Genomic DNA, 25,750 nt, shown 5'->3' with positions numbered 1-25,750 from the left:
CTTTGTCTGGCTTGACGAAGACGCTTGCAGCGCCATGGCCGGTCAGTGCGCAGACATCTTGAAGCCGACGCTGCAAAACGGAGAGTCCGCGATCATCGAGTTGCGAGGTACCCTGGGCGCGGGCAAAACCACCTTCACACGCCACCTGCTGCGCGCGCTGGGCGTGGAAGGCCGCATCAAAAGCCCCAGCTACGCGGTGGTGGAACCGCACGAAGCGCCCGGCATGGCCATCTGGCATTTTGATTTTTACCGCTTCAACGACCCGCAGGAATGGGAAGACGCTGGCTTTCGCGACCTGTTCGCCAGCGCGGGCCTGAAACTGGTGGAATGGCCCGACAAGGCGGCTGGCCTGCTGCCCAAGGCCGATCTGCTGATGAATTTGACACCCGTTGATGAAGACCGGCGCCAGGTGCGCGTTGAAGCGGGCACGGCGCAAGGCGCCCTGTGGCTGTCACGATTGATTCAGGAGGGCGTGCCCCATGGATGACCTGAACCGACGTCAACTGCTGACACGGGGTGCGCAAGGCGCCCTGGTGTTGCTGCTCGGCCCGATGGAGCTGGCCCATGGCGCGCAGCTGATGGCCGTGCGCGTGTGGCCCGCCTCCGACTACACCCGCGTCACGCTGGAATCCGACACGCCCTTGCAAGCCAAGCACTTCCTGGTGGTCAACCCCATGCGCCTGGTGGTGGACATCGAAGGCCTGGAGCTGAACATGCAGCTGCGCGAGCTGGTCAGCAAGGTGCGCGCCGACGACCCTTACATCGCCAAGGTGCGCGCCGGCCAGTTCAAGCCCAACATCGTGCGTTTGGTGTTCGACCTCAAGCAAGCGGCCAAGCCACAAGTGTTCAGCCTGCAGCCGGTGGCCGCCTACCAGCACCGACTGGTGTTCGATTTGTACGCAGCGGTGGAGGCCGACCCGCGGCTGGCCCTGCAATCTGCCGCCACGCAGAACGCGGCCAGCGCACCAGCGGCCGCCAGCCAGGCCGGTGCTTCAGCGCCGGACAGCACAGCGCCCATCAACCTGTCGGGCCTGGGCAAAAGCAGCGCGTCTGACCAGGCCGCCAACGCCGTCAACGACGCGCTGGGAGACTTCATCGGCGACTTGCGGCAACGCAGCACGGACAAGGCGGTGGCGCGCGCCACACCACCGTCCAAAGGCACCGACAAGAACGCTGACAAGGCCCTGGCCGAGGCCGACCGCCAGGCATCCACGCCCGAGTTGGCCAGCCTAGACGCTCGCCAATCCACCCAGCGGCTGGTCATCATCGCGCTGGACGCGGGCCATGGCGGCGAAGACCCCGGTGCCGTCGGTCCCAGTGGCCTCTATGAAAAAGACGTGGTGCTGTCGATCGCCAAGCTGCTGCGTGCGCGCATCAACGCCCAGCCCGGCATGCGGGCCATGCTCACCCGCGAGTCCGACTACTTCGTGCCCTTGAACGAGCGCGTGACCAAGGCCCGGCGCGTGCAGGCCGACCTGTTCATGTCGATCCATGCCGATGCGTTTTTGAACCCGCAGGCCCGGGGCGCCTCGGTGTTCGCCTTGTCCGAGAACGGCGCATCGAGCGCCGCCGCGCGCTGGATGGCCAAGAAAGAGAACTCGTCCGACCTGGTCGGCGGGGTCAACATCAAGGCCAAGGACGCCACGGTGATGCGCGCGCTGCTGGACATGTCCACCACCGCGCAGATCAAGGACAGCCTGAAGCTGGGCAGCGCCCTCCTGGGCAACCTGGGCAAGATTGGTCGGCTGCACAAAGGCAAGGTTGAGCAGGCAGGGTTTGCCGTGTTGAAGGCGCCGGACATCCCCTCGGTGCTGGTGGAAACCGGCTTCATCTCCAACCCGGAAGAAGAAAACAAGCTGCGCGACGAGGACTACCAGGCCAAGATGGCCGATGCCCTGCTGGCCGGCATTCAGCGCTACTTCGCCAAGAACCCGCCCATGGCGCGCAACCGGGCTCTGTGAGGGCGCTTCAATCGTGTTTGCGCTCGCGTTCGCGCTGCCGCAGCACGTCGATCAGCACATTGAAAGTGCGCGCCAGGTGGCCAATCTCGTCCTGGGTCTTGACCGTGAGGTTGGCGGCCTCGTAGTCGCCATTCTTCAAGGCATGGGCAGCGCGCGTCAGGGCGCGGATGGGCTGCACGATGGTGCGGGCGAACATCAAGGCCAAGGCCGTGAACAGCAAGCCCACCAGGCCCACACTCCACAGCAATTGCGTGAACAGGCGCTTGAGTGGCGCTTCGAACAGTGCTTGTGATTCGCCCACGCCCACCACCCAGTTGTGTCCCTTGACGGGCGCGTAGCCCGCGATCTCCTGGCTGTTCGACACGGTAGAGCGATAGTCAACGTGGCCCACGTCCTGAGCACCCACCATCACCTTGGCCAAGGCTGGCATGTTCAGACTGTCAATGTGGTCGCGCGCAAAGCGCTGATCAGCGCGAATCTCGGCCGCCTTGGCGGCGGGCAGGGTGTCCAGGCTGCTGTAGAGCAAAGTCGCGTTGGGGTGGTACAGCAAGATGCCATCGCCATCGACCAGGAAGGGTTCGCGCACCGAATCCTCCTGGGCCTCGTTGAGGATGGACACCACCGAGGTCGCTTTCAGGCGCAACACCACCGCGCCGATCACCTGGCGGCTTTCGTCGAACACCGGGTAGGCGAAGAACATGCCCGCCGTGCCCGTCACCGCGCCCACCACGATGCCGGTGACGTGTGGACGCCCCGCCATGGCCGCCTTGAAGTATTCGCGGAACTTGAAGTTCTTGCCCATGACCGCGGCATCGCTGGACACCACGGCCGTGCCCGCCGTGTCCATCACCATGATCAGGTGGATGTCGGGGTTGGAGCGGACCAGCGCGTCCACCTTGGCCTTGATGGCGGGTTGGCGGGCCGCCAGCGGCTGGGCCAGGAACTCGACAAAGTCGGCGTCGTTGCCCATGGCACGCGCCTGGTTCTGGCTGTCGGTGATCAACTGCGACAAGCGCCCGGCCGTGCTTCGGGCCAGGTGCTCCAGGTTCTGCAGTTCACTGGCAGACACCGTGGCCAGGCTGGCGTGGTGGTTGTAGTAGGCCGTGATCATCATCGGCATGAGCGCGGTCAGCACCATGGCCAGCGTCATCTTGAGCGCCAGGGGCCAAGACGAAGGCGAGGTCGCCCCACGCAGGTACACACCCAGGCGCGCTTTCAAAAGATGGGGTGATTTCTTGATCAGGGCCCAGCCGGGCAGGTCCAGGTGATGCGCGGCATCACCGGCGCGCAAGGCCTCTTGCAGGCCCATGCTGGAGGCGTGGGCTGCGAACAGGGCACGGCGCCAGGACTGGATGTCCTGCGGCCGCTGCGTCGGGTCCATCTGCAGTGCCCAATCAATGGCGCCCAGGAATTGCGGGCTGAAACGACCCTCACCGGCTTGCAGGGCAGGCACCAGCGGGTCTTGCGGGGCCATCTGGCGGTCCAGCGCATCGGGCGGTTTCTTGCCCGTGACCAGCCAATACAGCGTGGCCCCGAAAGCGTAGATGTCGGTCCAGGCGCCCTGGTGACCGTCCTCGTATTGCTCGATGGGCGCGTAGCCGGGTGTCACTGCGATATCGGCCTGGTCGGAGGCACCCACCGCCTGCCGGGCCGACCCGAAATCCAGCAGGACCAGTGAGCCATCCCCGCGCCGAACCTGGATGTTGTCGGGCTTGATGTCGCGGTGCAGGAAACCCGCCGCGTGCACCACCGACAGGCCGTCCAGCAAGGGTTGTAGCAGGAGGGACAGCGCCTTCTCGCCTTTGTTGGCGTGCTTGGGCCACCATGCCTTGAGCGGGCTGCCGCGCTCGTATTCCAGCACCATGTAGGCGGTCTGGTGGGCTTCAAAAAAGCGGGCCACGCGCACGATGTTGGGGTGGCGGAAGGTGGCCAGCGTGCGGCCCTCGATCAGGAAGCTGTCCAGCCCGTTCTGGTAGCGCTCTCGGTGGCGCGTGGAATGGGCCGACACCGTCTTGCCTGAGGCACGGAAGGCGATCTCTTCGGGCAGGTACTCCTTGATGGCCACGCGCGAGTTCAGGTTGACGTCGGTGGCCAGGTAGGTGATGCCGAAGCCGCCTTGGCCCAGCACGCGGTCGATGCGGTATTCGTGCAGGCGAAAGCCTGCTGGCAAGGCCAGGGCGGTGCTCCCGGTCTGCGCGGGGCGTGGTGGGGCGGGCGCTTGCGCGACGGGCACGCTGGTGCCCTTGGGCCAATGCGGATCGATGCGAGTCTGGTCGTCGTCCTGCGGGCAGGCTGGCGCCACCACCGTTTTGTCGGGGTCGTCCAGTTCGCTGTCCGCCGTGTTCATGTCGTACCGTGCTCCAGGTCGCCAGGCAGGCAGTGTCCCTCAGTTCGTGCGCGTGCATCCGCGCCACCGTTGTTGCATCTGCGATTCAGCAGCAAAGATGCACACGAAACCTGATCCCCGACAATGGCCCATGTTCATCACTTTTGCATTGCTCGCGTGCGCCATCGCTTCGGCATGGTGGCCCACCAAGGCATTTCCTGGCAACAAGGGACTGCTGCTTGCGCCCTGGATGATCTTGTTCTCGGCCGCGATGGTGGCGGGTTGCGTCGCTGGGGTGTTGACCGCCACTGCAGTCGTGGCACTCTTTGTGATGACGGGCATTTGCTTGAAGGCCGCGAGCCTGGAAACGCGCCAGCAGCAAGCCGGGGCATGGACCGGGCCGCAGGAGGGCTGGGCTTGGCCTTGGCAGTGCATGTGCTGCCCGGCTTTCACAACCCCTTGCTGGTCAACGCCGTGCGCACGACCCCAGATGCGGTGCCATTCACGCTGTACGCCAATTTCGACAAGGGCAGCGTCGGCCTGTTGCTACTGGCCTGTTTGGCGCCCCGCCTCGCCTCCTGGCAAGATGCGCGCGCTGCCGTGGCGCCGACGCTGGTCGCCGCTGTGGCCACCGCGGCCGCGGCGATTGGGGCGGCTTGGCTGGCCGGCCAGGTGCGCTTCGAACCCAAGCTGGGCGCCGCACTGCCGCCGTTTGCGCCGACCTTCCTGTTCGTCAACTTGTTCTTTACCTGCGTGGCTGAAGAGGCGTTCTTTCGTGGGCTGATTCAGGAGCGGCTGACGCGCGCCCTCGCGCACAGACCGGGGCTGATTTTCTTGCCCATCCTCGTGTCTGCCACCTTGTTCGGACTGGCGCATCTGGGGGGCGGGCCGCTTTACATGGCGTTTGCCACACTCGCCGGGCTGGGTTATGCGGGGGTGTACGCCAAGACCCGTCGCGTGGAGGCTGCGGTGGTGACGCACTTTGCGGTCAATGCGACGCACTTCATTTTCTTTACTTATCCTGCTTTGGGCAGATGACAGCGCTGGGGAGGGGTGACTGGTCGGAAGCGACTAATTGCTGTCACGAGGCAACCTGCGGGCACAGACCGCTGTGCAGCGGTTGCTGTCCGTCGTTGGCTGCGCGCCAGCGAACGGTAGGTGCTGCCATGCGGACATGCTCGAGAATCAAATCTTGATGGGTGAGGCCCTACACTTCGAAGATTTCATGCAGGTCTGCATAAAAGTTGTCGCTAGGGCCAACGCGGCTGCTAGGACTTGAGCGGCCGACCATCTGGCAGACCGCCGGCCACCTCGACGCTTGGCACTTGTACCGCGCGCCGACGACTGTTGATTCGTTACACGGACTAGCCGAACACCGTTCAGCGCATCTGTCCTTTGTCTGCGGCCCTCCCTGGTGACCGCAGCGACATCGACATTTTGGACGCAATGAAGCGCCCCCTTCCAAGATCGACCATGACTAAGCCTGCTGTTGAATTCGACATCTCCGATAACGAACTCCACCTCGTCTACCGCCCGCGCGACAACACCAGTTGGGTTCGCGAAATGTTCGGACGCGGCGATGAACTGCTGGTGAAAGGCACGTTTCACCTCACGTCGCAGGACCTAGTCGAGGAAGCGGCCGCCGATGCCACCGACGATGACGATGACATCACGCGGCTAGACGACGATCGATTGGTGTTTGCCATCGCGAGGGCAGAAGGCGAGTACTTCCGCTTCAAGCCAGAGATCCTTGGCTTTGAGACGCCGGTCCTCCTGCATCGGGATGCGCGGCCAGACTGGAAATGGTTCAGCGCTGAGCGCAAGGTGTCCATCCTCGGCGTCATTCAAAGCCTCGGACTTGAGCGTATCGTCATCGGCGGCCCCGATTCGGACGCTATCCCGATCCCGGAATACGAGCGGCTGCTGGGCCAGTTCCCGACGCCGCACGAACTGCGACGCTATGTCCAGGCGCGCGTCGGCACTGTGATTCGCCAGTACACCGAACCGAAAATCGATGCCGAAGCGTTGTTAAATGCCTATGTCGATCAGCGCACTACAGCGACCGCTCCAAATCTAGAGGCCCCCTTTATCGATTTCGACGTTGCCAAGTACGCTTTCGCTCTGGACAGGCTACAGGCCATGCTGACCAACGAGGCCGGGACTTCGGAGGCGCAGTGGCAATTGGAGATCGTGGAGATCATCCTGCTCCTGAATCCCAGGTACATCAAGGCCTTCACCGAGGTCAGGCTATGGGACGCTGATGCCTCCACTTGGCGGCGCATCGACATCCTCTTGGTAGACGCATCTGGCAACGTCGACGTTATCGAGATCAAGAAGCCCATGGGCAAGCCGATCATGCTGCCGGCGCGTTACCGCGACCACCACCTGCCGATGCGCGACTTAGTCGGAGCAATGGGTCAGGTCACTCACTACCTGAGGCATCTGAATCGGTGGTCGTTAGCTGGCGAGGACTACTTGACACGATTGTTAAGCGCGAAGCTGCCAGCAGGTTTCAAGATTCGCATCATCAACCCCTCCGGCATTGTGATCATGGGGCGCAGTCACGCGCTGTCCGAGGCTCAGCGTCGCGAGTTCGAAGTGCTGCGTCGCGATTCCAAAGGTGTCGCCGACATCATCACCTACGATGACCTGCTGGCGCGGCTTCAAGCGGTACTGGATCAACTGCGCAGCGGCCCGGCTCTTAGCGCCGCACCAGCTTCGCCGCAAGTCGAATAGCCCGCCTTCGACACGATGGACCCACCCAAATGGGTGCCACGCGTGACCGGTCAGAGCCGTGCAGCGGACATCGGCTTTGCCGATCTCGTGTGATCGCTTTTGGTCTCAGATGCGGCTCAACAGCGGCGAATGGATGGCCGCAAGCAGCCTTCATCGCCGGACAGCAGGTGTGCAGCGGCAGGAGCCGGTCGTGGCCCGCAAGCCTGCTGACCGCAGGCATCGGCAAGCTGACATTCGGTCCCACTGCCTGTGTTGGCTTCCCCGCTGTGCTTACTCACAGTGCTGCCCCAAAGCCGTCATCGGCTTCACTTAACTGTGCGCCACGAAGCCGATGCGCGTACTCGTCAATTCGATTTCGCTCGCTACACCCTCAGATTTGAATGTGGATCAATCGCGTCATCACCCTTTTCCATTCACCACTCTCATAGGTAGTATGTTGCGTTTCGACAAGGCATAAACCAGGGGGTAGACGATGGAAAAGAAGCCGCTCAGGGCGCTTCACCTGCACACGATCGATAGCCTATGCGCCGATCTGATCAGCGTACGGCCTGTCGGCGTGGGAAAGGATGACGCGCCGTTTCAGCTCGCTTCCGATGCCGCGCGATCGGTTCTGAACTGGTATCACGGTCACAAGAACAAATGGGCTGGCAACGTGCAATCCACGGACGTTGAGGCCATTGTGGATTGCATAGCAAAGCCGCCGGACAGCATCCCTGAAGCGATTCTTCCGTCCCCGCAGGAGAAGAAGCGCTACACCCTTGTTTCGATCCGCGCCCATCAGTTCGGCGGCCTTCATCGCGGAGGAAGTTCCAAGGTCAAACCGGAAGACTTCACCTTTTCCTTCGGGCCTGGTGTCACGATGTTTGAGGGATTCAACGGCTGCGGGAAGACATCACTCCTAAACGCGATTATCTGGACGCTTACGGGCGAAGTGCTTCGCCCCCAGCGCGCGCCGGAACCGGCGAACAAGGAATTTACCTGTGAGATCGATGGAACATCGGAGCACACGCTTTCGCCTGTGATGCCGCTGCCCGATCCATCCGTGGAAAAACCGGCATCCGCCGCCATCCCTGTTGACACTTGGGTCGAGCTTGTCTTCGAGGACGAAAGCAAGACGCGCTACTCGGTAAGGCGTTCGCAAAAACGCACGGCCAGAGATAAGCTGCAGGAAGAGGAGTCCGGTCTCGCCGCTCTTGGGCTCGACCCTATTGGCGCGAGGGTTGGGACGGCGATGCCGGGACTGCTGCCCTTTGTCCAGGTTGGATCCGATTCAAAGCTGGGACGGGCCGTCGCCGAGCTGACAGGCATGGCCCCTTTGGTCAATCTCGCGTCTCACGCGGAGCGGGTAAAGAAAAAAATCGACGGTGACTTCAAAAAGGATCGCGAAAAGGAGATTCAGGCCTTTGATGAAGCATTCAAGTGGAGCCGCGCGGACTTGCTCGACATCTTCGCAAAGAACCCGGCAATCACTTTTGGAAAGGCGATTCCGGAGCCGTCTGCAGACACGTCAATCGAAACCCTCCTCACGGAGGCGTTGGCGCATCTAGAAGGATTAAAGGCAAAAGGCCTTGCGGATGCAAAGACGGTTTTGGGGGAATCGTTCGATCCAGACGAAGCAAGGCAACGTTCCGATCTGGAAGACAACATTCAGCCAGCCCTTTCGCAGGTTTCAAAAGGCATTTCCAGCCTTCCTTCCGCCGCCCGTCTGGGGGCGCTAGCAAAGCTTACGGCCGAAGAAATTGAAGAGGCCAAGAATCGGATTGCGTCTCTTCAGAGGGAATCCGAAGAACTCGCAAAGCTGGCCGCCGACCCCAACAAGGCTGGCCGGTTGCGGCTGTACTCCCGGATCGCGGCATGGCAGAAAGAGCACACGCATCTCGCCGGAGACGAAGATACCTGCATTGTCTGTCGGCACGACCTGAAAGAGGCCGTTGATCCGGTGACAGGCGCGCCCATCAAAGATCATCTGCAGGCAGCCGCAGCCTCCGACAGCGATTTTTTGGGGCAGACATTTTCGGCGTGGGCGAAGCACGAACTCGGTCAGCTAAGCCATAGCCTGCCGGAAGTCCTGGGGCAGGAGATACGGTCCGATCTCCCGGAGCATCCGGGAAGTCTCATTCAAGAGGCGCTGGTTGAAGAGCTGTTCAATACCGACCCGTTCAAGAGTTCGTTGGGTCTTTTGAAGCCAGGATTCAAGAAGGCTTGTGATGAGGCCGTTTCCGCCTTCCCGGCGATGGAGATTGCCGCGCCGCCCGAGCTGGGCAATGGACACAAAGATCTTGCTGCGCTGAATGCGGCGCTCACACGCATCAACAAAGCCATCGCGTTCGCAGAATGGCGAAACGCCAACAAGAAGGGGATCGCTGCCTTTATGCAATCCGTTGTCGGACAGGCGGCCACGTCCGACAAAACAACGGCCCCCAGATCCTTGCTGGCGCAGCTGCAAAGCCTGAAAGCCATGGTTGATGGCATCGAGCCCATCAGTCAGGCCATAACGCTCATCAAGAGGATGAGCGACGATATCAAGAGGCGGAGAGAGAAGGAGAAGCGGCTGGCGGCCTATGTCGTGACAAGCGAAGCGCTGGCTGATTGCATGAAGGTCGGGGAACTGGCGGAACAACAGGTTGAAGAGCCACTATGCCTCCGAATGCCGCATCTTTATTGAAGGCAGAATGGGCGACATCTTCGATGATGCTGCATTCCCCACCGCCTCGACACACACATTCGCCCCCACATTTGCAGATCACCTGAACCGCCTTCGAGGGTTGATGAAAGGCGGATCGAACGAGCTGTTCAAGAGTTCCGTTTTCACGGCGTTCTGCAACGACCCGGCGCTGAAAGACAAAGCCCCTGCGCTAGAGCTACTGAACAAGGCGCATCACAGCCTTAAGGAAACCATTCGGCCCGCCGAGATAATGCTTGTTGTCGCCGATCTTGAACGTGTCCGCCGGTTGGTAGAAGGCCTCCACCAGGAATTCCGGCTTTTCTGCCGAAGAGAGCCTCTGAGCCCGCCTTTGGCGAAACCCGTGGCAATCCAGACAGTGGCGGTACCGACCTTCAAAGTTCTCATTCAGCCCAGCCTGGCTGCCTTTGTGCGGGGCGCGAATGTCGGTGATTCGCAGGAGACCGATCTCGAGGAGCTGAGTTCATCGTGGTTCGACGGAAAAGCGTTCTTCTTGCTGCGGTCGAGCAATCTTGGCTTTGCGGGTCCAGCAACGAGCATCGCCATTATCGAAGCCGAGCCGTCGCGGGTGGAAGACAGACGCCTTGTGATCGCCCGTCATGGCAAAGAAACCTATGCGAGGCGCGCGCTATGTCCCACCGACACGCCGATGCTGGCGCTGGCAGCGGAAACGCCTGATCCGCGCAAGAGCCCGCCGACCCTTTTGCTTCGGGAAGACGAGGTGGCTTTGCACCGCGTTGTCGGAATGCTGCTCAACCCAAACGTCACGTCGCCAGCATCCAAGTCAGAAGCGGTTCAGGTTGATGGCAAGGGCTGTTTGGCCAATGTCCAAAGTGCGTACAAGATCAAGGAGGACAGTGCCATCCCCCTTGCTCTTCCTGGGCAGATCGCGCTGGGCGGGGAGCAGATCAAACTGGACGAGTTCGACAAACACTCCGATGCATACGTCGCGCTCCATCTTGATGATGGCTCCAGCATTTTCAAGAGGGTGGGCGAGAAACTTCCGCCCCCGCTTTCCCACCTGCGCAGGTTTGAGACGATTGGCGGTTTGGGAGTCGCTGACATTCTGTCGGTCGGGCAGCCGCATCAAGGGTTCCGGGCCGTCGAGAAAGCCGTGCTGGTACTTGGCATCCTGTATCACCTCTAGCACTGTCCGTGTCGCCGGGATGTAGCATGTCCACGCGGCAACGACTTGCAGGCATCCAGCGTCTCTGTCGTCTCGCTTGGGTTGCATCGCAGCCGCCGACTGTCGAGTGGCAGGTTTGGAGGCGCAGCGGCCATGCACGTGGCAGCCAGTCGATTGGTCGGCGGTGATCGAAGCTGCCGCCAGGCTGTCGGCAGCGAATGACTCTGACCAGCCTTAACCTGTCAGTCGGGTGAATACGTTACCCGGCAGCTCCTGGCCGTTAACTGACTGATCTAAAAACAAAACGCCCCACGTAGGCCAGTCGTAACTCTGTGGCGCGAGTCGCCACCAATTTGGCGCCCGAAGAGCGAATGAACGCGTTAAAAAAGGCCACTCATGCCCGCAGCATCAGGGCTTGCTGGCTGGTGAACTGCCGGGCCTGCCCGGTGATGGGGTCGGTGAACTCGATGGCCTTGGCCAGCAGTTGCAGTGGCTTGGCATGGTCATCGCTGTCGGCCTCGAACAGCTTCGGATAGATCAGGTCGTTGACGATGGGCAGCCCCAAGGCCGCGCAATGCACACGCAGTTGATGCTTGCGGCCAGTGATGGGGCTCAGGGCGTACAGGGCCAGGTCGCCCTGCACCTTCAACACGTCAATGTGCGTCTCGGTGTTGGGCTCGCCACGCACCTCGCGCATCTGCATGAAGTGCTCGTCTTCTTCCAGGCGGCTTTGGCGGGTCAGAGGCCAGGCCAGGCCAGGGCGCCAGGGGGCCACGGCCTGGTAGTGCTTGGTGGCGGTCCTTTGTGAAAAGACGCTTTGGTAAGGGCCCCGCGTGGACGGCTGGATCGAGAACAGCACGATGCCCGCCGTCTCGCGGTCCAGGCGGTGGATGGGGGCCAGCGTGTCGATGCCCAAGCGGCGCTTCAGGCGCACCAGCAGGGTCTCTTGCAGGTAGCGGCCACCGGGGGTCACGGGCATGAAATGCGGCTTGTCGGCGACCACAATGTGCTCGTCCTGAAACAGCACGACTTCGTCGAACGGCAGGCGCGGTTCGGACTCGATGGCTCGGTAGTAGTACAGGCGGAGGTGGGACTGGTAGCTTCGCTCAGGCGTGACCGGCACGGCGTGCTCATCGACCACTTCGCCCGACTGCATGCGGGCCAGCCAGGTCGCGGCGGAGACTGCAGGAAACTGCTGCACCAGGAACTCGGCCATGGTGCGCCAAGGGCCCGCTGGCAAGGCCACACAACTGGGGCCGACGCCATCCTTGGTGGGCAGGGGGCGCGGCTTGGAGGACACGCTACTTGCTGCCCTTGGCCAGGCGCTTGGCACGCTGCAGGCGCCACTGCTCATCCGGATCACCCGCGTACACGTCCTCGGCCGTGGTGTCGGTTTGCTGCAAGTGCGTGTCGAGCGCGATGCGGTTGTCGAAGACGAAGCACTCGCCTTCCCAGTCCTTGTCGGCATCGGGCATCTCGGCGAAGTAGCTCAGGATGCCGCCTTCGAGTTGGTACACGGGGATGTCCATGTCCAGCATCCAGGCGCTGGTTTTTTCGCAGCGGATGCCACCGGTGCAGTACATGGCCACACGCTTGCCTTCGGCCTTCCATTCATCAACGTGCGCTTCGATGTAGCGAGGCAGGTCGCGGAAGGTGTGCACCTGCGGATCCACCGCATTTTTGAAGCGGCCCAGCTTGAACTCGAAGCTGTTGCGGTTGTCGATCAGGACCACGTCATCCTGCTTGATCAACTCACGCCATTCTTGTGGGCTGACATTGATGCCAGTCTGGTGAATGGCGTCCACCCATTCAACGCCCAAGGGCAATATCTCGGGCTTGTGGTGCACCTTCATCTTGAAGAAAGGCTTGGTCTTGCAGGGGCTGCGCTTGAAGGTCATGCCAGCAAACAGGCCGGTCAAACGCGGATCTTCAAGCAGGCGCGCGTGAAACGCTTCCAGCGCGGCGGGCTCGGCCGCCACCATGCCATTGATGCCTTCGGTGGCCACCAAAATGCTGCCCGTCAGGCCCTGCGTGATGTCGCGCAGGGCGATGGTGCACGCCTCGGGGTCCGCGATGTGCACGAATTTGTAGAAGGACTCATGGACGATGTCCAGCATGCCGGTGCTCACAGGCGATTGGCCATCACGTCGCCCAGGCGAACCGCGCTGGCAGCTGCCCAGGCAGGGTTGAATTGCAGGGGGCCTTTGGGGAAAAGCATCACCACGGTAGAGCCCAGCAGGAAGCGGCCCATTTCGTCGCCCTTCTTCAGCAGGATGGGCTGATCGGTGTAGCGCCACTCGCGCACATCCTTGCTGCGCGGCGGGTTGACCACGCCGTGCCACACGGTGGCCATGCTGCCCACGATGGTGGCGCCCACCAGGGTCAGCACGAAGGGGCCGTGGTCGGTCTCGAACACGCAGACCACGCGCTCATTGCGCGCAAACAGGCCGGGCACGCCGCGCGCCGTGGCCGGGTTGACCGAAAACAGATCCCCTGGCACATAGATCATGCGGGTCAGCCGACCATCGCAGGGCATGTGGATGCGGTGGTAATCCTTGGGGCTGAGGTAGATGGTGGCGAAGTGGCCATTCTGGAACTGCGCGGCCAGCAGGGCATCGCCGCCCACCAGCGCCTGGGTCGAATAGTGGTGGCCCTTGGCCTGGAAGATCTGGTCACGCTGGATCGGGCCGATCTGGCTGACGGCACCATCGACCGGGCAGATCAGGTCCGCATCCGCCAAGGGGCGGGCGCCCGGTTTCAAAGGCCGGGTGAAAAACTCATTGAAGGTGGGGTAGCTGGCCAGGTCCGGGTTGGCGGCCTCGGCCATGTTCACGCCGTAGCGACCCACGAACCAGCGAATGAATGAGGTGGTCAGGCCCCCGCCCTTGATGGAGGCCATCTTGCCCGCGAAAGCGGTCAGGGCCTGTTTGGGCAGAACGTGCTGCATCAGCACAAAGAGACGGTCGGACAAGGCGGCCACCAAAGCTTTGGAAAGGGGCTGCCATTGTATCGACCGGACGCTCAAGCCAGGGCTTTGCCCTTGCGGCTCGCGCGCCAGCCACCATACAGCGCCAGCACGCCGGGGATCAGGATCATCGCCCAGATGATCTTGCTCAGGTGCTGCTGCACGACCGGGATGTTGCCAAAGAAGTAGCCCACCACGGTCAGGCCGACCACCCAGATCACGGCGCCGACCACGTTGTAGGCGGTGAAGGTGGCGCGGTTCATCTCCGCCACGCCGGCCACGAAGGGGGCGAAGGTGCGGATGAAGGGCATGAAGCGCGCGATGATGATGGTGATGCCACCGTGCTTCTCGTAAAAGCTGTGGGCCGCTTCGAAGGCCCGGCGGTTGAACCAGCGGGAGTTCTCCCACTGGAAGACTTTGGGGCCGATGGCACGGCCAATGGTGTAGTTGACCTGGTCCCCCAGGATGGCCGCCACCAGCAGCACGGCGATGGCCAAGGGCAGGCTCATGGCGCCAGCGCCGGCCAGGGTGCCCACGATGAACAACAGCGAGTCACCGGGCAGGAAAGGCATCACCACCAGACCAGTCTCGACGAACACGATCAGGAACAGCAGGGCATAGACCCAGGCGCCGTAGGTTTGAACGAAATTCTCCAGGTGCTGGTCGACGTGGAGGATGAAATCCAGGAGGAAATGAGCGATGTCCATGCACCCATTATCGGGGGGCTTCGTACAATCCTTTGATGACGACCTCTTCCGCCCGCCGAAACATCCGCGAATTGCCCGACGAACTCATCAGCCAGATCGCGGCTGGCGAAGTGGTCGAGCGCCCGGCTTCCGTGGTGCGCGAACTGGTGGACAACGCCCTGGACGCGGGTGCGCGCCAGATCACCGTCAAGCTGCTGGCGGGGGGCATCCGCCAGATCCTGGTCGAGGACGACGGCAGCGGCATCCCCCTTGATGAGTTGCCGCTGGCTTTGAAAAGACACGCCACCAGCAAGATCGGCTCATTGCACGATCTGGAAAGCGTGGCGACCATGGGGTTTCGGGGCGAGGCGCTGGCGGCCATTGCCTCGGTGTCTGACATGGCGATTGCCAGCCGCACGGTGAACGACGCCCATGCCCACCGGCTGGACGCCCGCTCTGGCGAGCTGAGCCCAGCCGCGCGCGGCGTGGGCACCAGCGTCGAGGTGCGCGAGCTGTTCTTCAGCACCCCAGCCCGCCGCAAGTTTTTGAAGACCGAAGGCACCGAGCTGGCCCATTGCCTGGAAGCTGTGCGGCGCCATGCCCTGGCCCGACCTGATGTGGGTTTTGCCGTGTGGCACGAAGGCAAGCTGGTGGCGCAATGGCGCGCTGGTTCGCCCGATCAACGCGTGGTCGATGTGCTGGGTGACGAATTCATGAGCAGCTCGCGCGCGGTCGAACTGAGCATGGGCCCGATGCGGGTGTACGGCTACACCGGCCTGCCTGACGCGGCCCGTTCGCGCACCGACCAGCAGTACTTCTACGTCAACGGCCGCCATGTGCGCGACAAGCTGCTGAGCCACGGCGTGCGCGCGGCTTATGAAGACGTGCTGCATGGCTCGCGCCAGCCCACCTACATCCTGTTCATCGAGATCGCGCCCGACCGGGTCGATGTCAATGTGCACCCGACCAAGATTGAAGTGCGCTTCCGCGATTCGCGCGAGGTGCACCAGGCGGTTCGCAAATCGGTGGAAGCAGCCTTGGCCTTGTCCCGAGCGACCATGTCGGCTGCGGCAGGCGATGCGGCGTCGCCCGACCCCGCTGGCGGCGCATGGCCAGCGTTGACATCAGAAGGTGGTGCCGCACTCTCGTCCGTGCAAGCGCCCTTGTCGGTGAACCAGCAAAGCCCACTGGCCTGGCAACGCCCCGCCGATGGCGGGCCTGAGCGACGCTGGGCGGGCTGGCCACAGGCCGATGTGGGTGGATCGCCATCCTTCCAGGCGTCGGAACGCATGCCCGCCTCCAACTTCGGCCGCGTGGATGCAGAGCAGGACCAGCCCACCTCCTTTGGTTTCGCGCCTGACTCGCTCAGACCGGCCGCGCCACTCGTTGGCGGGCCAGCCGTAGCGCCTCAGCCCGAGCCCTCGCACGAATGGCCCCTGGGCCGCGCCCTGGCCCAGGTTGGCGGCGTGTTCGTGCTGGCCGAGAACGCCCAGGGCCTGGTCATCGTGGACATGCACGCCGCCCACGAGCGCATCGTCTACGAACGATTGAAAGCCCAGCTCGCGCACGAACGCCTGGAAAGCCAGCCCCTGCTGATCCCGCAAAGCTTTGCCGCGACCCCACAAGAGATCGCCACCGCCGAAGCGCAGCGTGAGGCCCTGATCAGCCTGGGCCTGGACATCGACGCGCTCGGCCCCACCACGCTGGCCCTGCGTTCGGTGCCATTGGCCTTGACCCAGGCCGACGGTGTTGACCTGGCCCGTTCGGTGCTGGCCGAACTGGCCCAGTTGGATGCCAGTGACGTGATCCGCCGCGCGCAACACGAACTGCTGGCGACCATGGCCTGCCACGGTGCCGTGCGCGCCAACCGTCAATTGACCCTGACCGAGATGAACGCCCTACTGCGCGACATGGAAGCCACCGACCGCGCGGACCAATGCAACCACGGCCGCCCCACCTGGCGGCAACTGACCCTGCGTGAACTCGATGCCCTGTTCATGCGTGGCCGCTGACCGCCTGCCCTCACGAAGCCTTCCATGACTGAACGCAAGAAAATCATCCTGTCCCCGCCAGCTGCACCCGATGCCGAGCGCGATCCCCTCGCGCCGCGGCGCCCGCCCGTGCGCGGCGCAGGCTCGGCCCCCCGCAAGCGATTGACGGTCGAGGAAGCGGAACAAGCTGCCAAGGCCCGCGCCGAAGCCGCGCAGCAGGCCGCGCAAGCGCCCGCCGCCGCACCGAGGGATGAGTCGCGCTGGCCAGGTGAACGCCAGCCAGCGCAGGCCCCGCGCCGCGATGAGCGCCCATCAGCACCCAGGCAGCAACGCGACGACCGCCCTCGCCAGTCGGCACCACAGCGCGTCGATGATCGACGACCTGATCCGCGCCAAGGCCCCCGCGATCAGCCACCTCGTCGCCAGGATCCACGGCAAGATCCCCGTGGCCCAGCGCCGCGTGGCGCGCGTCCGGACCCACGTGGCCAAGCGGCACCGCGCGGCCCACGCCAGGACTCGCGCCAAGACACGCCTCACCCCTCGCAGCAGGACTTCCGCAAAGACGGCCGCCGCGCTCAAGGCCCCCGCCCTGTTCAAGCGCCCGCACCCACTGAAGGCAGCGTCGAGCACGATGGCCGCATCCGCCTATCCAAGCTGATGAGCGAGCGCGGCCTGTCTTCGCGCCGCGAAGCCGACGAGTGGATCGAACATGGTTGGGTGTTGGTCGATGGCGAAGTCGTCAGCGAACTGGGCTCGCGCGTCTACCCTCATCAAGACGTCACCATCGACGCGGCGGCCAAGACCCAACAGGCCCAGCGCGTCACCATCCTGATCAACAAGCCCATTGGCTACGTGAGTGGCCAGGCCGAAGATGGCTACGAGCCCGCCTTCGTGCTGATCCGCCCGGAGAACCACTGGAAGGAAGGCGAGCGCAACAAGATGCTGCTGACGCGCGGCCACCTCAAGCACCTGGCGCCCGCCGGTCGCCTGGACATCGATTCCACCGGCCTTTTGGTGCTCACGCAGGATGGCCGCATCGCGCGCGAACTCATCGGCGAAGACTCGAACATCGAGAAGGAATACCTGGTGCGCGTCGAGCTGCCCGACCAGCCCGAAGAGAAAAACATCTCGGGCCTGTTCCCAGGCGAGCTGATGGACAAGCTGCGCCACGGCCTGATGCTGGACGGCATTGCACTCAAGCCCGCCAAGGTGTCGTGGCAGAACGAGCAGCAACTGCGCTTCGTGCTGCGCGAAGGCCGCAAGCGCCAGATCCGCCGCATGTGCGAGCAGGTCGGTTTGAAGGTGGTGGGCCTCAAGCGCGTGCGCATGGGTCGCATCGTGCTGGGCAACCTGCCACTGGGCCAATGGCGCTTCCTGCAGCCTGATGAACGCTTCTGAGGCCACGCGCCCACCCGCGACCTGGGTGGTCGTGGTGGCGCTGTCTTTGCTGCTGGGCCTCCAGCCCATCACCACCGACCTGTACCTGCCCGCGCTGCCGCAGATGCAGCGCGCCTTGGGTGTGAGCCCGTCGGCCGCGCAGCTCACGCTGTCGATGCTGGTGCTGGCCTTCGGCATCGGCCAACTGGTGTGGGGCCCGGTGGCCGACCGCTTCGGGCGCCGCCCCGTGCTGCGCTGGGGCCTGAGCTTGTTCGTGGTCGCCAGCGGCCTGACCTTCATCGCTGACAGCCTGAGCCTGATGATCGCCGCCCGCGCCGCGCAAGGGGCCTGCCTGTCGGCCGCCGTGGTCTGCGGACGCGCCATGATCCGCGACCTGTACGCGCCCGTGGACGGTGCCCGCATGATGGCGCACGGCATGGGCGGGTTGGGTGTCATCGCCCTGATCGGCCCGGTCACCGGCGGCTTCCTGTCCACGCAATGGGGCTGGCGTTACGCCCTGGCGGCGGTCGGCGTGTTCGGCGCCATCGCGCTGCTGTTCGTGGTCTGGCGTCTGCCTGAGACCCTGCCGGTTGACCGCCGCACGCCTTCCATGCGCCCGATGACCTTGCTGCGCGACTGGTGGACCATCGCGCAACACCCCACCTTCCGCGCCCACGCTCTCTTGACCTCGGCCACCTTTGGCGGCCTGTACGTCTGCCTGGCGGGCGGGCCCTTTGTCTTCATTGACCTCCTGGGCTGCAGCAAGCAGGCCTTCGGCTTCGTGATGGCCTCGTGGTCCGTGTCTTACCTGATTGGCGTGGCCCTGTGCCGCCGCCTGCTGGTCAGCCGGGGCTTGATCGGCAGCGTGCGAGTGGCAGGCCTGCTGACGCTGACGGCGGGCCTTTGCATGGCAGGTGTGTCAGCCTACGCCGCCATCACGGGCACCACACCTGGCCTCGCCTGGATCATGCCGGGCCTGTGGATCTATGGCTGCGCCCATGGCATCCACCAGCCTTGCGGCCAGACCGGCGTGGTGGCCAGCTTTCCGCGCCATGCCGGTGCCGCCTCAGCCCTGTCCGGCTTCGTGCTGGCCTCGGTCGCCTTTGGCGTGGGCGCGGTGCTGGCCGCCGCCATGAAACTGCCCTTGTGGGTGGACACCATTTACCCCATGACGCTGGGCGTGTCCGTGGGCGCGGCCTGCACGGCCTGGGTGGCCTTGCACCTGGTGCAGCGCGACGGTCTCACCCCTGTGCCTGCCTGAATTGTCATGAGCACCCAGCCCACCCCCACCACCCTGATCCTGGCTGGCCCCACCGCCAGCGGCAAAACCGCCATCGCGCTCAGCCTGGCCGCACAAGCCCCCATCGAAATCATCAGCGTGGACTCTGCCCTGGTTTACCGAGGCATGGACATCGGCACCGCCAAGCCCACGCCAGCCGAGTTGGCCGCCGTGCCCCACCATCTGATCGACATCATTGATCCACTCGAAAACTACAGCGCCGCGCGCTTCGTGCGTGACACCGAGCGCCTGATGGCCGAGATTCGAGCGCGCGGCCGCCACCCGGTGCTGGTGGGCGGCACCATGCTTTACATCAAGTCCCTGATGGATGGCCTCGACGAGATGCCACCGGCCGACCCCGCCGTGCGCGCCATGCTCGATGCCCGGGCTCAGGCCGAAGGATGGGCTGCGCTGCACGCCGAGCTGGCCCAGGTCGATCCGGTGACCGCAGCCCGCCTGCCACCTGGCGACACCCAACGCATCCAGCGGGCACTGGAGGTCTGGCACAGCACGGGCAAGCCGCTGTCCAGCTTTCACCTGCGCGCACCAATGCATGGTGAGCATGGCCCGGCCAACACGGTGATGGTCTCGCTGGAGCCTGCCGAGCGCCCTTGGCTGCACAAGCGCATTGCCTTGCGCTTTGAGCAGATGATGCACGCCGGTTTCATCGATGAAGTGAAGGCCCTGCGCGCGCGCAGCGATCTGCACCTGGACCTGCCCTCCATGCGCTGCGTGGGCTATCGGCAGGTGTGGGAGGCCCTGGACCAAGGCCTGGACCTGAGTGATGCGAAACACCTGTCCTTGGTGACCGAACGCGGCATCGCCGCCACCCGGCAATTGGCCAAGCGTCAACTGACCTGGCTGCGCGGCATGCCATGGCGGCGGGTCGTTGCCGCCGATGCACCCGATGCCATGGAACAAGCCCAAGGCTTGCTCCTGCCCCATTGCCGATGATTCACGCCTTGGGCTGGTGAACGTCATGCGGGCCACCACTGGCCCCGCGGACCAGTTCGGCGTTGTGCGCCATGCGGCGCAGAAAATCAAGCAAGGTCTGCCACTCATCATGGCTGAAGCCACCGAGGAATGCATTGAGCGTTTCACACAACACCTTGGGCACGTGGGCCGAAGCGGCCAGGCCTTCTTTGGTCAAGGCCAGGTGCACCACCCGACGGTCTTGCGTTGAGCGCATCCGCGTGCACAGGCCTTTGGCCTCCAGCCGGTCCAAGGTGCGCGTCAGGGCGCCCGCGTCTAATTGCAACTCGCGCGACAATTCGGCCAGGGTGTTGATGCGCCCCTGCCTGAGCAAGAACAAAGGCGTCCACTGTGCATGCGTCAGGCCATGGGCTTCCAACTGGCGGTCCACATCGGTCACCAAGGCCAACATCACGCGCTTCATCAGGAAGCCCACGCTGTCGTGGCTGGAAAACCCCTCCGGCTGGTAGAAGTCAGCGCCCTGGATGGCGGCTGGCACCGGGTCCGGTTTCTTGTTCGTCATGGTGGGAATTTAATTGCCTATACAAATATTGTCAAGGCACCATAATCCGACCTTACCGTCCACGCATTGCACGCCATGCCCGAATCAGCATCACCCCAGGCCGCCCCCACCGCATCGGCACAGTCCTTGAAAGGTCTGGTGCCATTTCTGCGTCCACACCGTGGCCGCATTTTGCTGGCGATGCTGTTCCTGACCATGGCCGCCATCACCACCCTGGTGCTGCCCATCGCCTTGCGAACGCTGATCGACAAGGGCTTCATGCCCGGCGACCCCGATCAGCGCGTGATGGCACTGCGTGGGCACTTCCTGGCCCTGTTTGGCGTGGGCCTGGCCCTGGGGGTGTTTTCTGCTTTGCGCTATTACTCAGTGACCTGGCTGGGTGAGCGCATCACCACCGACCTCAAGCGCGCGGTCTACAGCCACGTGCTGCGCCAAAGTCCTGAATTTTTTGAGCGCACGCAAACCGGCGAGGTGCTTTCACGCCTGACCGGTGACACCACCCTGATCCAGACCGTGGTGGGCTCCAGCCTGTCGATCGGCCTGCGCAACGTGATCATGGGCTTGGGCGCCCTGACCATGCTGGTCATCACCAACCCGTATGTGATGGCGCAGGTGCTGGGCATCCTGGTGCTGGTGGTGCTGCCCGCGATTATTTATGGCCGCCGGGTGCGCAAGCTGTCGCGCAGCAGCCAGGACCGCCTGGCCGACGCCAGCGCCATCGCCGCCGAAGTGCTCAACGCCATCCCCGTGGTGCAAAGCCACACCGCCGAAGGCCGCGAAGCCACGCGCTTTGGCACCTCGGCCGAAGAGGCGTTCAGCACTGGCGTGCGCCGCATCCGCGCCCGCGCCGTGCTGGTGGCCTTCATCATCAGTGCCACCGCGGGCGCGTTGCTGTTTGGTCTGTACCAAGGCACCCAGTCGGTCATTGAGGGCCGCATCACCGCAGGCCACATGAGCCAAACCGTGATCTACGTGATCCTGCTGATCAGCTCGGTGGCGGCCTTGTCCGAGGTCTATGGGGAGGTGCTGCGCGCCGCCGGAGCCACCGAGCGCCTGATGGAGTTGCTGTCCACCCGTTCGGTCATCCAGGCGCCTGCCGTTGCCCGCACCCTGCCCGCCCGCCAAGGCGGCGCCAGCGTCAAGCTGGAGCACATTGGCTTCAACTACCCATCCCGCCCCCACCAGGCCGCGTTGCGCGATGTCAGCCTGACCGTCAACCCGGGCGAAACCGTGGCCCTGGTCGGCCCCAGCGGTGCCGGCAAAACCACCGTCTTCCAACTGCTGCTGCGCTTTTACGACGTGCAATCAGGCCGCATCGAACTGGACGGCGTCGCCATCCAGGACCTGAGCCTCGACAGTTTGCGTGACCGCATCGGCATCGTCCCGCAAGACAGCACCGTGTTCTCGTCCAGCGCCATGGACAACATCCGCTATGGCCGCCCTGAGGCCACAGACGACGAGGTGATCGCTGCCGCCAAGGCCGCCCACGCCCACGATTTCATCAGCCAGTTGCCCGAGGGTTACCAAACCTTCCTGGGTGAGCGCGGCGTGCGCCTGTCTGGCGGTCAACGCCAGCGCATCAGCATTGCCCGCGCCATCCTGAAAGATGCGCCATTGCTGCTGCTGGACGAAGCCACCAGCGCCCTGGACACCGAGAGCGAGCGCGCCGTGCAGGCCGCCCTGGAGGCCGCCATGCAGCACCGCACCACCCTGGTCATCGCCCATCGGCTGAGCACCGTCATCAACGCCGATCGCATCGCCGTCATGGACAAGGGCCATTTGGTCGACGTGGGCACCCACGCCCAGTTGATGGCACGCTGTGACCTCTACGCCCGCTTGGCCTCGGCGCAATTCGACGACCAGGCCGCCTGAAATAAAATCCCCGCCATGAGCACGCACATGCCCCACAGCCGCCCCATCCGCAGCCAGTACGAAGATTTCATGCGCCACGTGCACGAGCATGGCGTGAGCAAGACCGACCGCACCGGCACCGGCACGCGCAGCGTGTTCGGCCACCAGATGCGATTTGACCTGAGCGAAGGCTTCCCCCTGGTCACCACCAAGAAGGTGCACCTCAAGTCCATCATCGTCGAGTTGCTGTGGTTTTTGCGGGGCGACGACAACGTCAAGTACCTGAAGGACCGCGGCGTCACCATCTGGGACGAGTGGGCGCGCGAAGATGGCTCACTGGGCCCGGTCTATGGCGTGCAGTGGCGCAACTGGCCCAAGCCTGATGGCGGCCACGTTGACCAGATCAGTGAAGTGGTCAAGCAACTCAAGACCAGCCCCGATTCGCGCCGCATCATCGTCAGCGCCTGGAACGTGGGCCTGATCGAGCAGATGGCCCTGCCGCCTTGCCACGCTTTCTTTCAGTTTTACGTGGCACCGGCCACCGAGCCGGGCGGCAAAGGCAAACTCAGTTGCCAGCTGTACCAGCGCAGCGCCGACATCTTTTTGGGTGTGCCCTTCAACATCGCCAGCTACGCGCTGCTGACGCACATGCTGGCGCAGCAATGCGACCTGGACGTGGGCGATTTTGTGTGGACCGGTGGCGATTGCCACATTTACAGCAACCACACCGAACAGGTCGAACTGCAACTCAGCCGCCTGCCCCACCCCTATCCGCTGCTCAACCTCAAGCGCAAGCCCGAGTCGATTTTTGACTACGCGTTTGAGGATTTTGAAGTGCTGGAGTACCAGCATCACCCGGCCATCAAAGCCCCCGTGGCCGTTTGACCAGGGCCCTGCGCATGAAGCTTTCATTGATCGCCGCCGTGGCCCGCAATGGCGCCATTGGCCGAGACAACGCACTGCTGTGGCACCTGCCTGGCGACCTGCCACGTTTCAAGCAGCTCACCATGGGCTCACCGCTGATCATGGGTCGCAAGACTTACGACTCGATTGGTCGGCCCCTGCCGGGTCGGCGCAACATCGTGATCACCCGCAATGCCGATTGGTCGGTACCCGGTGTGGAGGTGGCGCGCTCACTGGACGAAGCCCTGGCCCTGGTGGCCAACGCGCCCCAGGCTTTCGTGATGGGCGGTGGCCAAATCTACACGCAAGCGCTGCCACACGCCGACGAATTGGTGTTGACCGAGGTGGACCAGGACGTGCCGGACGCCGACACCTTCTTCCCCGACTGGCCGCGCGCGGACTTTGAAGAGACCGCGCGCGAGGCTCGCTTGGTGAGTGAGCCAAGCCCCCTCGCCTTTGCCTACGTCACCTACCGGCGCCGTCACTGATTCAGGTACTCGCGCTTGTAAAGGCGAGGCAGGAAGTACGGCAGCATCTGGAACTCTCGCAGCGCGTGCGAGCCCAGGTCGTCAAAGAAGTCCTTGTTGAGGATGCGCGCCAGCACGGTGTTCACGAAGGTGCTGGTCAGGATCACGCCATCGCCAGTGGCATTGGGGCGCCACTGGTGCGTCAGTGAATTGCTGGGCAGCAGGCCGGCCAACAAAGTCAGGTCGGTCTTGGCGTAGAAGAAGCCGGGATCGGTCAAGGGCACGGGCGGGGGCACCGCGTGCGGGTCAGCACCGGTGATGTTGAGCGTCAAGACCGTCTTGCCGATGTACTCCTTGGCCTTTTGCACGGCGCCCACGTCGTACTGCAAATCAGGGCTGTTGGGCGGTACCGTCCACTCAAAGGCGACGTGGTCAATCGGCTGCCACAAGCGATAGCGCTCAGTCGAGCCGATGTGGTCCCACCACCAGGCCAGCATCTCGGGCGTGATGCCTTTGATCTCCTGCACGATGGTCAGTGTCACGTTCCAGTTCTTGTCCACCGGGCCAAAAGCGTAGTGGCCACGCGCCTTGAGCACCGCGTTGAAGTAACGCTGATTGAGGGCGTCCATCAAGGTGGGCTTGAGCCCGCACAAGGTCTTGCGCAGGTGATCCACATACGCCTGGGCCAGGCGTGGATCGGCCGCCAGCGTGGCCTGGATGCGGAACTGGCTGTCACTGAAGGTGCTGCCCGTGGGCGTGTACTGGATCAGCACGGTGAAGGGTGGCTTGCCATCCACCGACACGCTCTGCGCCACAAAGCTGTAGGGCTTGCTGCCCAGGAAGTTGTCGGAGGCCACGCGGCCATGCAGGGTGGCCGGGTCCAGGTAGCTGACGTCCATGGTGTGCCTGGCACCACCAAAGGTGCTGGTGGCCTGGTAGCGGGCACCGGCCGAGTAGCCCAGGTGCTGTGGGCTGGTCGGCGCCTGCGTCCAGCGGAAGGCGGTGTTGTCGCCGTTGGCGGCGGTGAACAGGCCCTGGTCCACGTTGTCCCAGTACCAACTGAAGGCCTCCGGGCGGGTGCCGGGCACCACGAACTGCGCCGAGGCGCTGACCACCTGGGCTTGGGCCGCACCGGGCAAGTCCTGCCCAAAGTACGCGGGCTGAATCAGGCTGATGGCGCCCGCTAAGATGAAAGAACGCAGGGGTTGTGACACGATTCGACCTCCAAAGGTTTATCTACAGCTGTAGAGAATACCTCAAAACTCTACTGGTGTAGAGTTGATGCCGCCATGCCGTCAACCCTCAGCCCCGTTTGTCATTGCCCCGATGGAAAAAGAAGACCGCAAAACCTTGATCGCCGATGCCGCCATCGAACTGCTGGGCACGGTCGGCGCGCGTGGCTTGACCCACCGCGCGGTGGACACGCAGGCCGACCTGCCCGTGGGCTCCACCTCGTTTTACTGCCGCACCCGGCTCGACCTGCTGGCCCTGACCTTGAAGCGGCATGCCGCGCTGGACCTGGCCGATCTGCAGGTCGACGCGCAGCGCATGGCCTCCAAAACCTCGCTGTCGGTGGATGGCCTCGTCGATCTGCTGGTCGCGCGGGTGGCGGATTGGCTGTCGGCGCCCAAGCGCCCTCGCCTGGTGGCCCGCTTCGAGCTGTTCCTGATGGCGTCGCGGGAGCCTGATCTGGCCGAGATCATCACCCAACAGCGCGAGTTCTTCCTGGAAGCCACCGAGGCCGCCCTGGTGCACGCCGGGGTGCCCAAGCCGCGCCAGATGGCCCCGATACTGGTGGTGCTGGTGGATGGCATGCTGCTGGACCAGGTCCGCGCCAATGGCCCGGTGACCACGCCCACGCAGCAAAAAGCCGCGTTCAAAAAAATCCTGGGGTGAGCCTGAAC

22 protein-coding genes are annotated in these 25,750 nt (G+C 63.7%); 14 read left to right on the top strand and 8 right to left on the bottom strand.

Translation table 11 applies throughout. The features are described from left to right. Positions 1-34: 34 nt before the first annotated feature. Together tsaE and PSV38_RS17975 are read left to right on the top strand one after the other, a co-directional pair. Positions 35-487, top strand: coding sequence for a tRNA (adenosine(37)-N6)-threonylcarbamoyltransferase complex ATPase subunit type 1 TsaE (tsaE, locus tag PSV38_RS17980; RefSeq protein ID WP_300549859.1), 453 nt, complete (start codon positions 35-37; stop codon positions 485-487). Continuing rightward, the gene (locus PSV38_RS17975; RefSeq protein ID WP_300549857.1) at positions 480-1,961 is read left to right on the top strand and encodes an N-acetylmuramoyl-L-alanine amidase; all 1,482 of its coding nucleotides are present in this window, start codon (positions 480-482) and stop codon (positions 1,959-1,961) included. Before tsaE ends, PSV38_RS17975 begins: the two co-directional genes overlap by 8 nt. Positions 1,962-1,968: 7 nt before the next feature. Here the strand turns inward: PSV38_RS17975 and PSV38_RS17970 are convergent, their stop codons facing one another. Together PSV38_RS17970 and PSV38_RS17965 are read right to left on the bottom strand one after the other, a co-directional pair. Beyond that, on the bottom strand, positions 1,969-4,308 hold the full coding sequence (locus PSV38_RS17970; RefSeq protein ID WP_300549854.1) for a cache domain-containing protein: 2,340 nt from the start codon (positions 4,306-4,308) through the stop codon (positions 1,969-1,971). A 39-nt stretch (positions 4,309-4,347) separates the two neighbouring features. Next, positions 4,348-4,596, bottom strand: coding sequence for a hypothetical protein (locus PSV38_RS17965; RefSeq protein WP_300549852.1), 249 nt, complete (start codon positions 4,594-4,596; stop codon positions 4,348-4,350). 81 nt (positions 4,597-4,677) lie between these two features. On the opposite strand from PSV38_RS17965, the gene PSV38_RS17960 reads away from it, so the two are divergent. The 4 genes from PSV38_RS17960 (at position 4,678) to PSV38_RS17945 (ending at position 10,853) form a co-directional block, all read left to right on the top strand. After that, a complete protein-coding gene (locus tag PSV38_RS17960) occupies positions 4,678-5,325 on the top strand; it encodes a CPBP family intramembrane glutamic endopeptidase (RefSeq protein ID WP_300549850.1) in 648 nt (215 codons plus the stop codon). Between the two features lie 435 nt (positions 5,326-5,760). After that, positions 5,761-7,023, top strand: coding sequence for a Shedu immune nuclease family protein (locus PSV38_RS17955; RefSeq protein WP_300549848.1), 1,263 nt, complete (start codon positions 5,761-5,763; stop codon positions 7,021-7,023). A 472-nt stretch (positions 7,024-7,495) separates the two neighbouring features. After that, the gene (locus PSV38_RS17950; protein ID WP_300549846.1) at positions 7,496-9,688 is read left to right on the top strand and encodes an AAA family ATPase; all 2,193 of its coding nucleotides are present in this window, start codon (positions 7,496-7,498) and stop codon (positions 9,686-9,688) included. 7 nt (positions 9,689-9,695) lie between these two features. Continuing rightward, positions 9,696-10,853 (top strand): hypothetical protein, encoded by a 1,158-nt coding sequence (locus PSV38_RS17945; RefSeq protein WP_300549844.1) that lies wholly within the window; start codon positions 9,696-9,698, stop codon positions 10,851-10,853. A gap of 373 nt (positions 10,854-11,226) precedes the next feature. Here PSV38_RS17945 and PSV38_RS17940 read toward each other — a convergent pair whose 3' ends face one another. From PSV38_RS17940 to PSV38_RS17925, 4 genes are read right to left on the bottom strand one after another with little or no spacing between them, the layout of a single operon-like run. Beyond that, positions 11,227-12,132, bottom strand: coding sequence for a pseudouridine synthase (locus tag PSV38_RS17940; protein ID WP_300549842.1), 906 nt, complete (start codon positions 12,130-12,132; stop codon positions 11,227-11,229). A gap of 1 nt (position 12,133) precedes the next feature. Beyond that, complete coding sequence (locus tag PSV38_RS17935; protein ID WP_300549841.1) at positions 12,134-12,949, bottom strand: rhodanese-like domain-containing protein; 816 nt, start codon at positions 12,947-12,949, stop codon at positions 12,134-12,136. An 8-nt stretch (positions 12,950-12,957) separates the two neighbouring features. Further along, positions 12,958-13,803, bottom strand: coding sequence for an archaetidylserine decarboxylase (gene asd, locus PSV38_RS17930; RefSeq protein ID WP_300549839.1), 846 nt, complete (start codon positions 13,801-13,803; stop codon positions 12,958-12,960). Positions 13,804-13,853: 50 nt separating this feature from the next. Continuing rightward, positions 13,854-14,504, bottom strand: a complete 651-nt coding sequence (locus PSV38_RS17925; RefSeq protein ID WP_300549837.1) for a DedA family protein — start codon at positions 14,502-14,504, stop codon at positions 13,854-13,856. Between the two features lie 35 nt (positions 14,505-14,539). Between PSV38_RS17925 and mutL the strand changes: the two genes are divergently transcribed. Genes mutL through miaA form a run of 4 tightly spaced genes read left to right on the top strand, consistent with a single transcriptional unit; the run spans position 14,540 to position 20,084 of the window. Next, positions 14,540-16,495 (top strand): DNA mismatch repair endonuclease MutL, encoded by a 1,956-nt coding sequence (gene mutL, locus PSV38_RS17920; RefSeq protein WP_300549835.1) that lies wholly within the window; start codon positions 14,540-14,542, stop codon positions 16,493-16,495. A 24-nt stretch (positions 16,496-16,519) separates the two neighbouring features. Next, the gene (locus tag PSV38_RS17915) at positions 16,520-17,872 is read left to right on the top strand and encodes a pseudouridine synthase (RefSeq protein WP_366526670.1); all 1,353 of its coding nucleotides are present in this window, start codon (positions 16,520-16,522) and stop codon (positions 17,870-17,872) included. Next, positions 17,859-19,112: a multidrug effflux MFS transporter gene (locus tag PSV38_RS17910; RefSeq protein WP_300549833.1), complete on the top strand. Its 1,254-nt coding sequence runs from the start codon at positions 17,859-17,861 to the stop codon at positions 19,110-19,112. The genes PSV38_RS17915 and PSV38_RS17910 overlap by 14 nt, the downstream gene beginning before the upstream one ends. Positions 19,113-19,118: 6 nt before the next feature. Continuing rightward, a complete protein-coding gene (gene miaA, locus PSV38_RS17905; protein ID WP_300549832.1) occupies positions 19,119-20,084 on the top strand; it encodes a tRNA (adenosine(37)-N6)-dimethylallyltransferase MiaA in 966 nt (321 codons plus the stop codon). A gap of 1 nt (position 20,085) precedes the next feature. On the opposite strand, the gene PSV38_RS17900 is transcribed toward miaA, so the two are convergent. Further along, a complete protein-coding gene (locus PSV38_RS17900; protein WP_300549831.1) occupies positions 20,086-20,625 on the bottom strand; it encodes a MarR family transcriptional regulator in 540 nt (179 codons plus the stop codon). Positions 20,626-20,700: 75 nt separating this feature from the next. On the opposite strand from PSV38_RS17900, the gene PSV38_RS17895 reads away from it, so the two are divergent. From PSV38_RS17895 to PSV38_RS17885, 3 genes are read left to right on the top strand one after another with little or no spacing between them, the layout of a single operon-like run. Continuing rightward, positions 20,701-22,497 carry an ABC transporter transmembrane domain-containing protein gene (locus tag PSV38_RS17895; RefSeq protein ID WP_300549828.1) on the top strand — a complete coding sequence of 599 codons (1,797 nt, stop codon included), beginning with the start codon at positions 20,701-20,703 and terminating at the stop codon, positions 22,495-22,497. Between the two features lie 15 nt (positions 22,498-22,512). Continuing rightward, positions 22,513-23,361: a thymidylate synthase gene (locus PSV38_RS17890; RefSeq protein WP_300549826.1), complete on the top strand. Its 849-nt coding sequence runs from the start codon at positions 22,513-22,515 to the stop codon at positions 23,359-23,361. 14 nt (positions 23,362-23,375) lie between these two features. Next, positions 23,376-23,867, top strand: coding sequence for a dihydrofolate reductase (locus PSV38_RS17885; protein ID WP_300549823.1), 492 nt, complete (start codon positions 23,376-23,378; stop codon positions 23,865-23,867). Here the strand turns inward: PSV38_RS17885 and PSV38_RS17880 are convergent. After that, positions 23,861-25,060: a hypothetical protein gene (locus tag PSV38_RS17880; protein WP_300549821.1), complete on the bottom strand. Its 1,200-nt coding sequence runs from the start codon at positions 25,058-25,060 to the stop codon at positions 23,861-23,863. The genes PSV38_RS17885 and PSV38_RS17880 overlap by 7 nt on opposite strands. Positions 25,061-25,172: 112 nt before the next feature. Here PSV38_RS17880 and PSV38_RS17875 point away from each other — a divergent pair, with 112 nt between their 5' ends. Continuing rightward, entirely contained in the window at positions 25,173-25,742 is a 570-nt protein-coding gene (locus PSV38_RS17875; RefSeq protein ID WP_300549819.1) for a hypothetical protein, read from the top strand. The last annotated feature ends 8 nt before the right edge of the window (positions 25,743-25,750 follow it).

The sequence above is a fragment of the Aquabacterium sp. genome (assembly GCF_029946005.1).
Classification (GTDB): domain Bacteria; phylum Pseudomonadota; class Gammaproteobacteria; order Burkholderiales; family Burkholderiaceae_C; genus Aquabacterium.
Note: the sequence above shows the minus strand (reverse complement) of the source record. Positions and strands in the feature narration are given on the sequence as shown.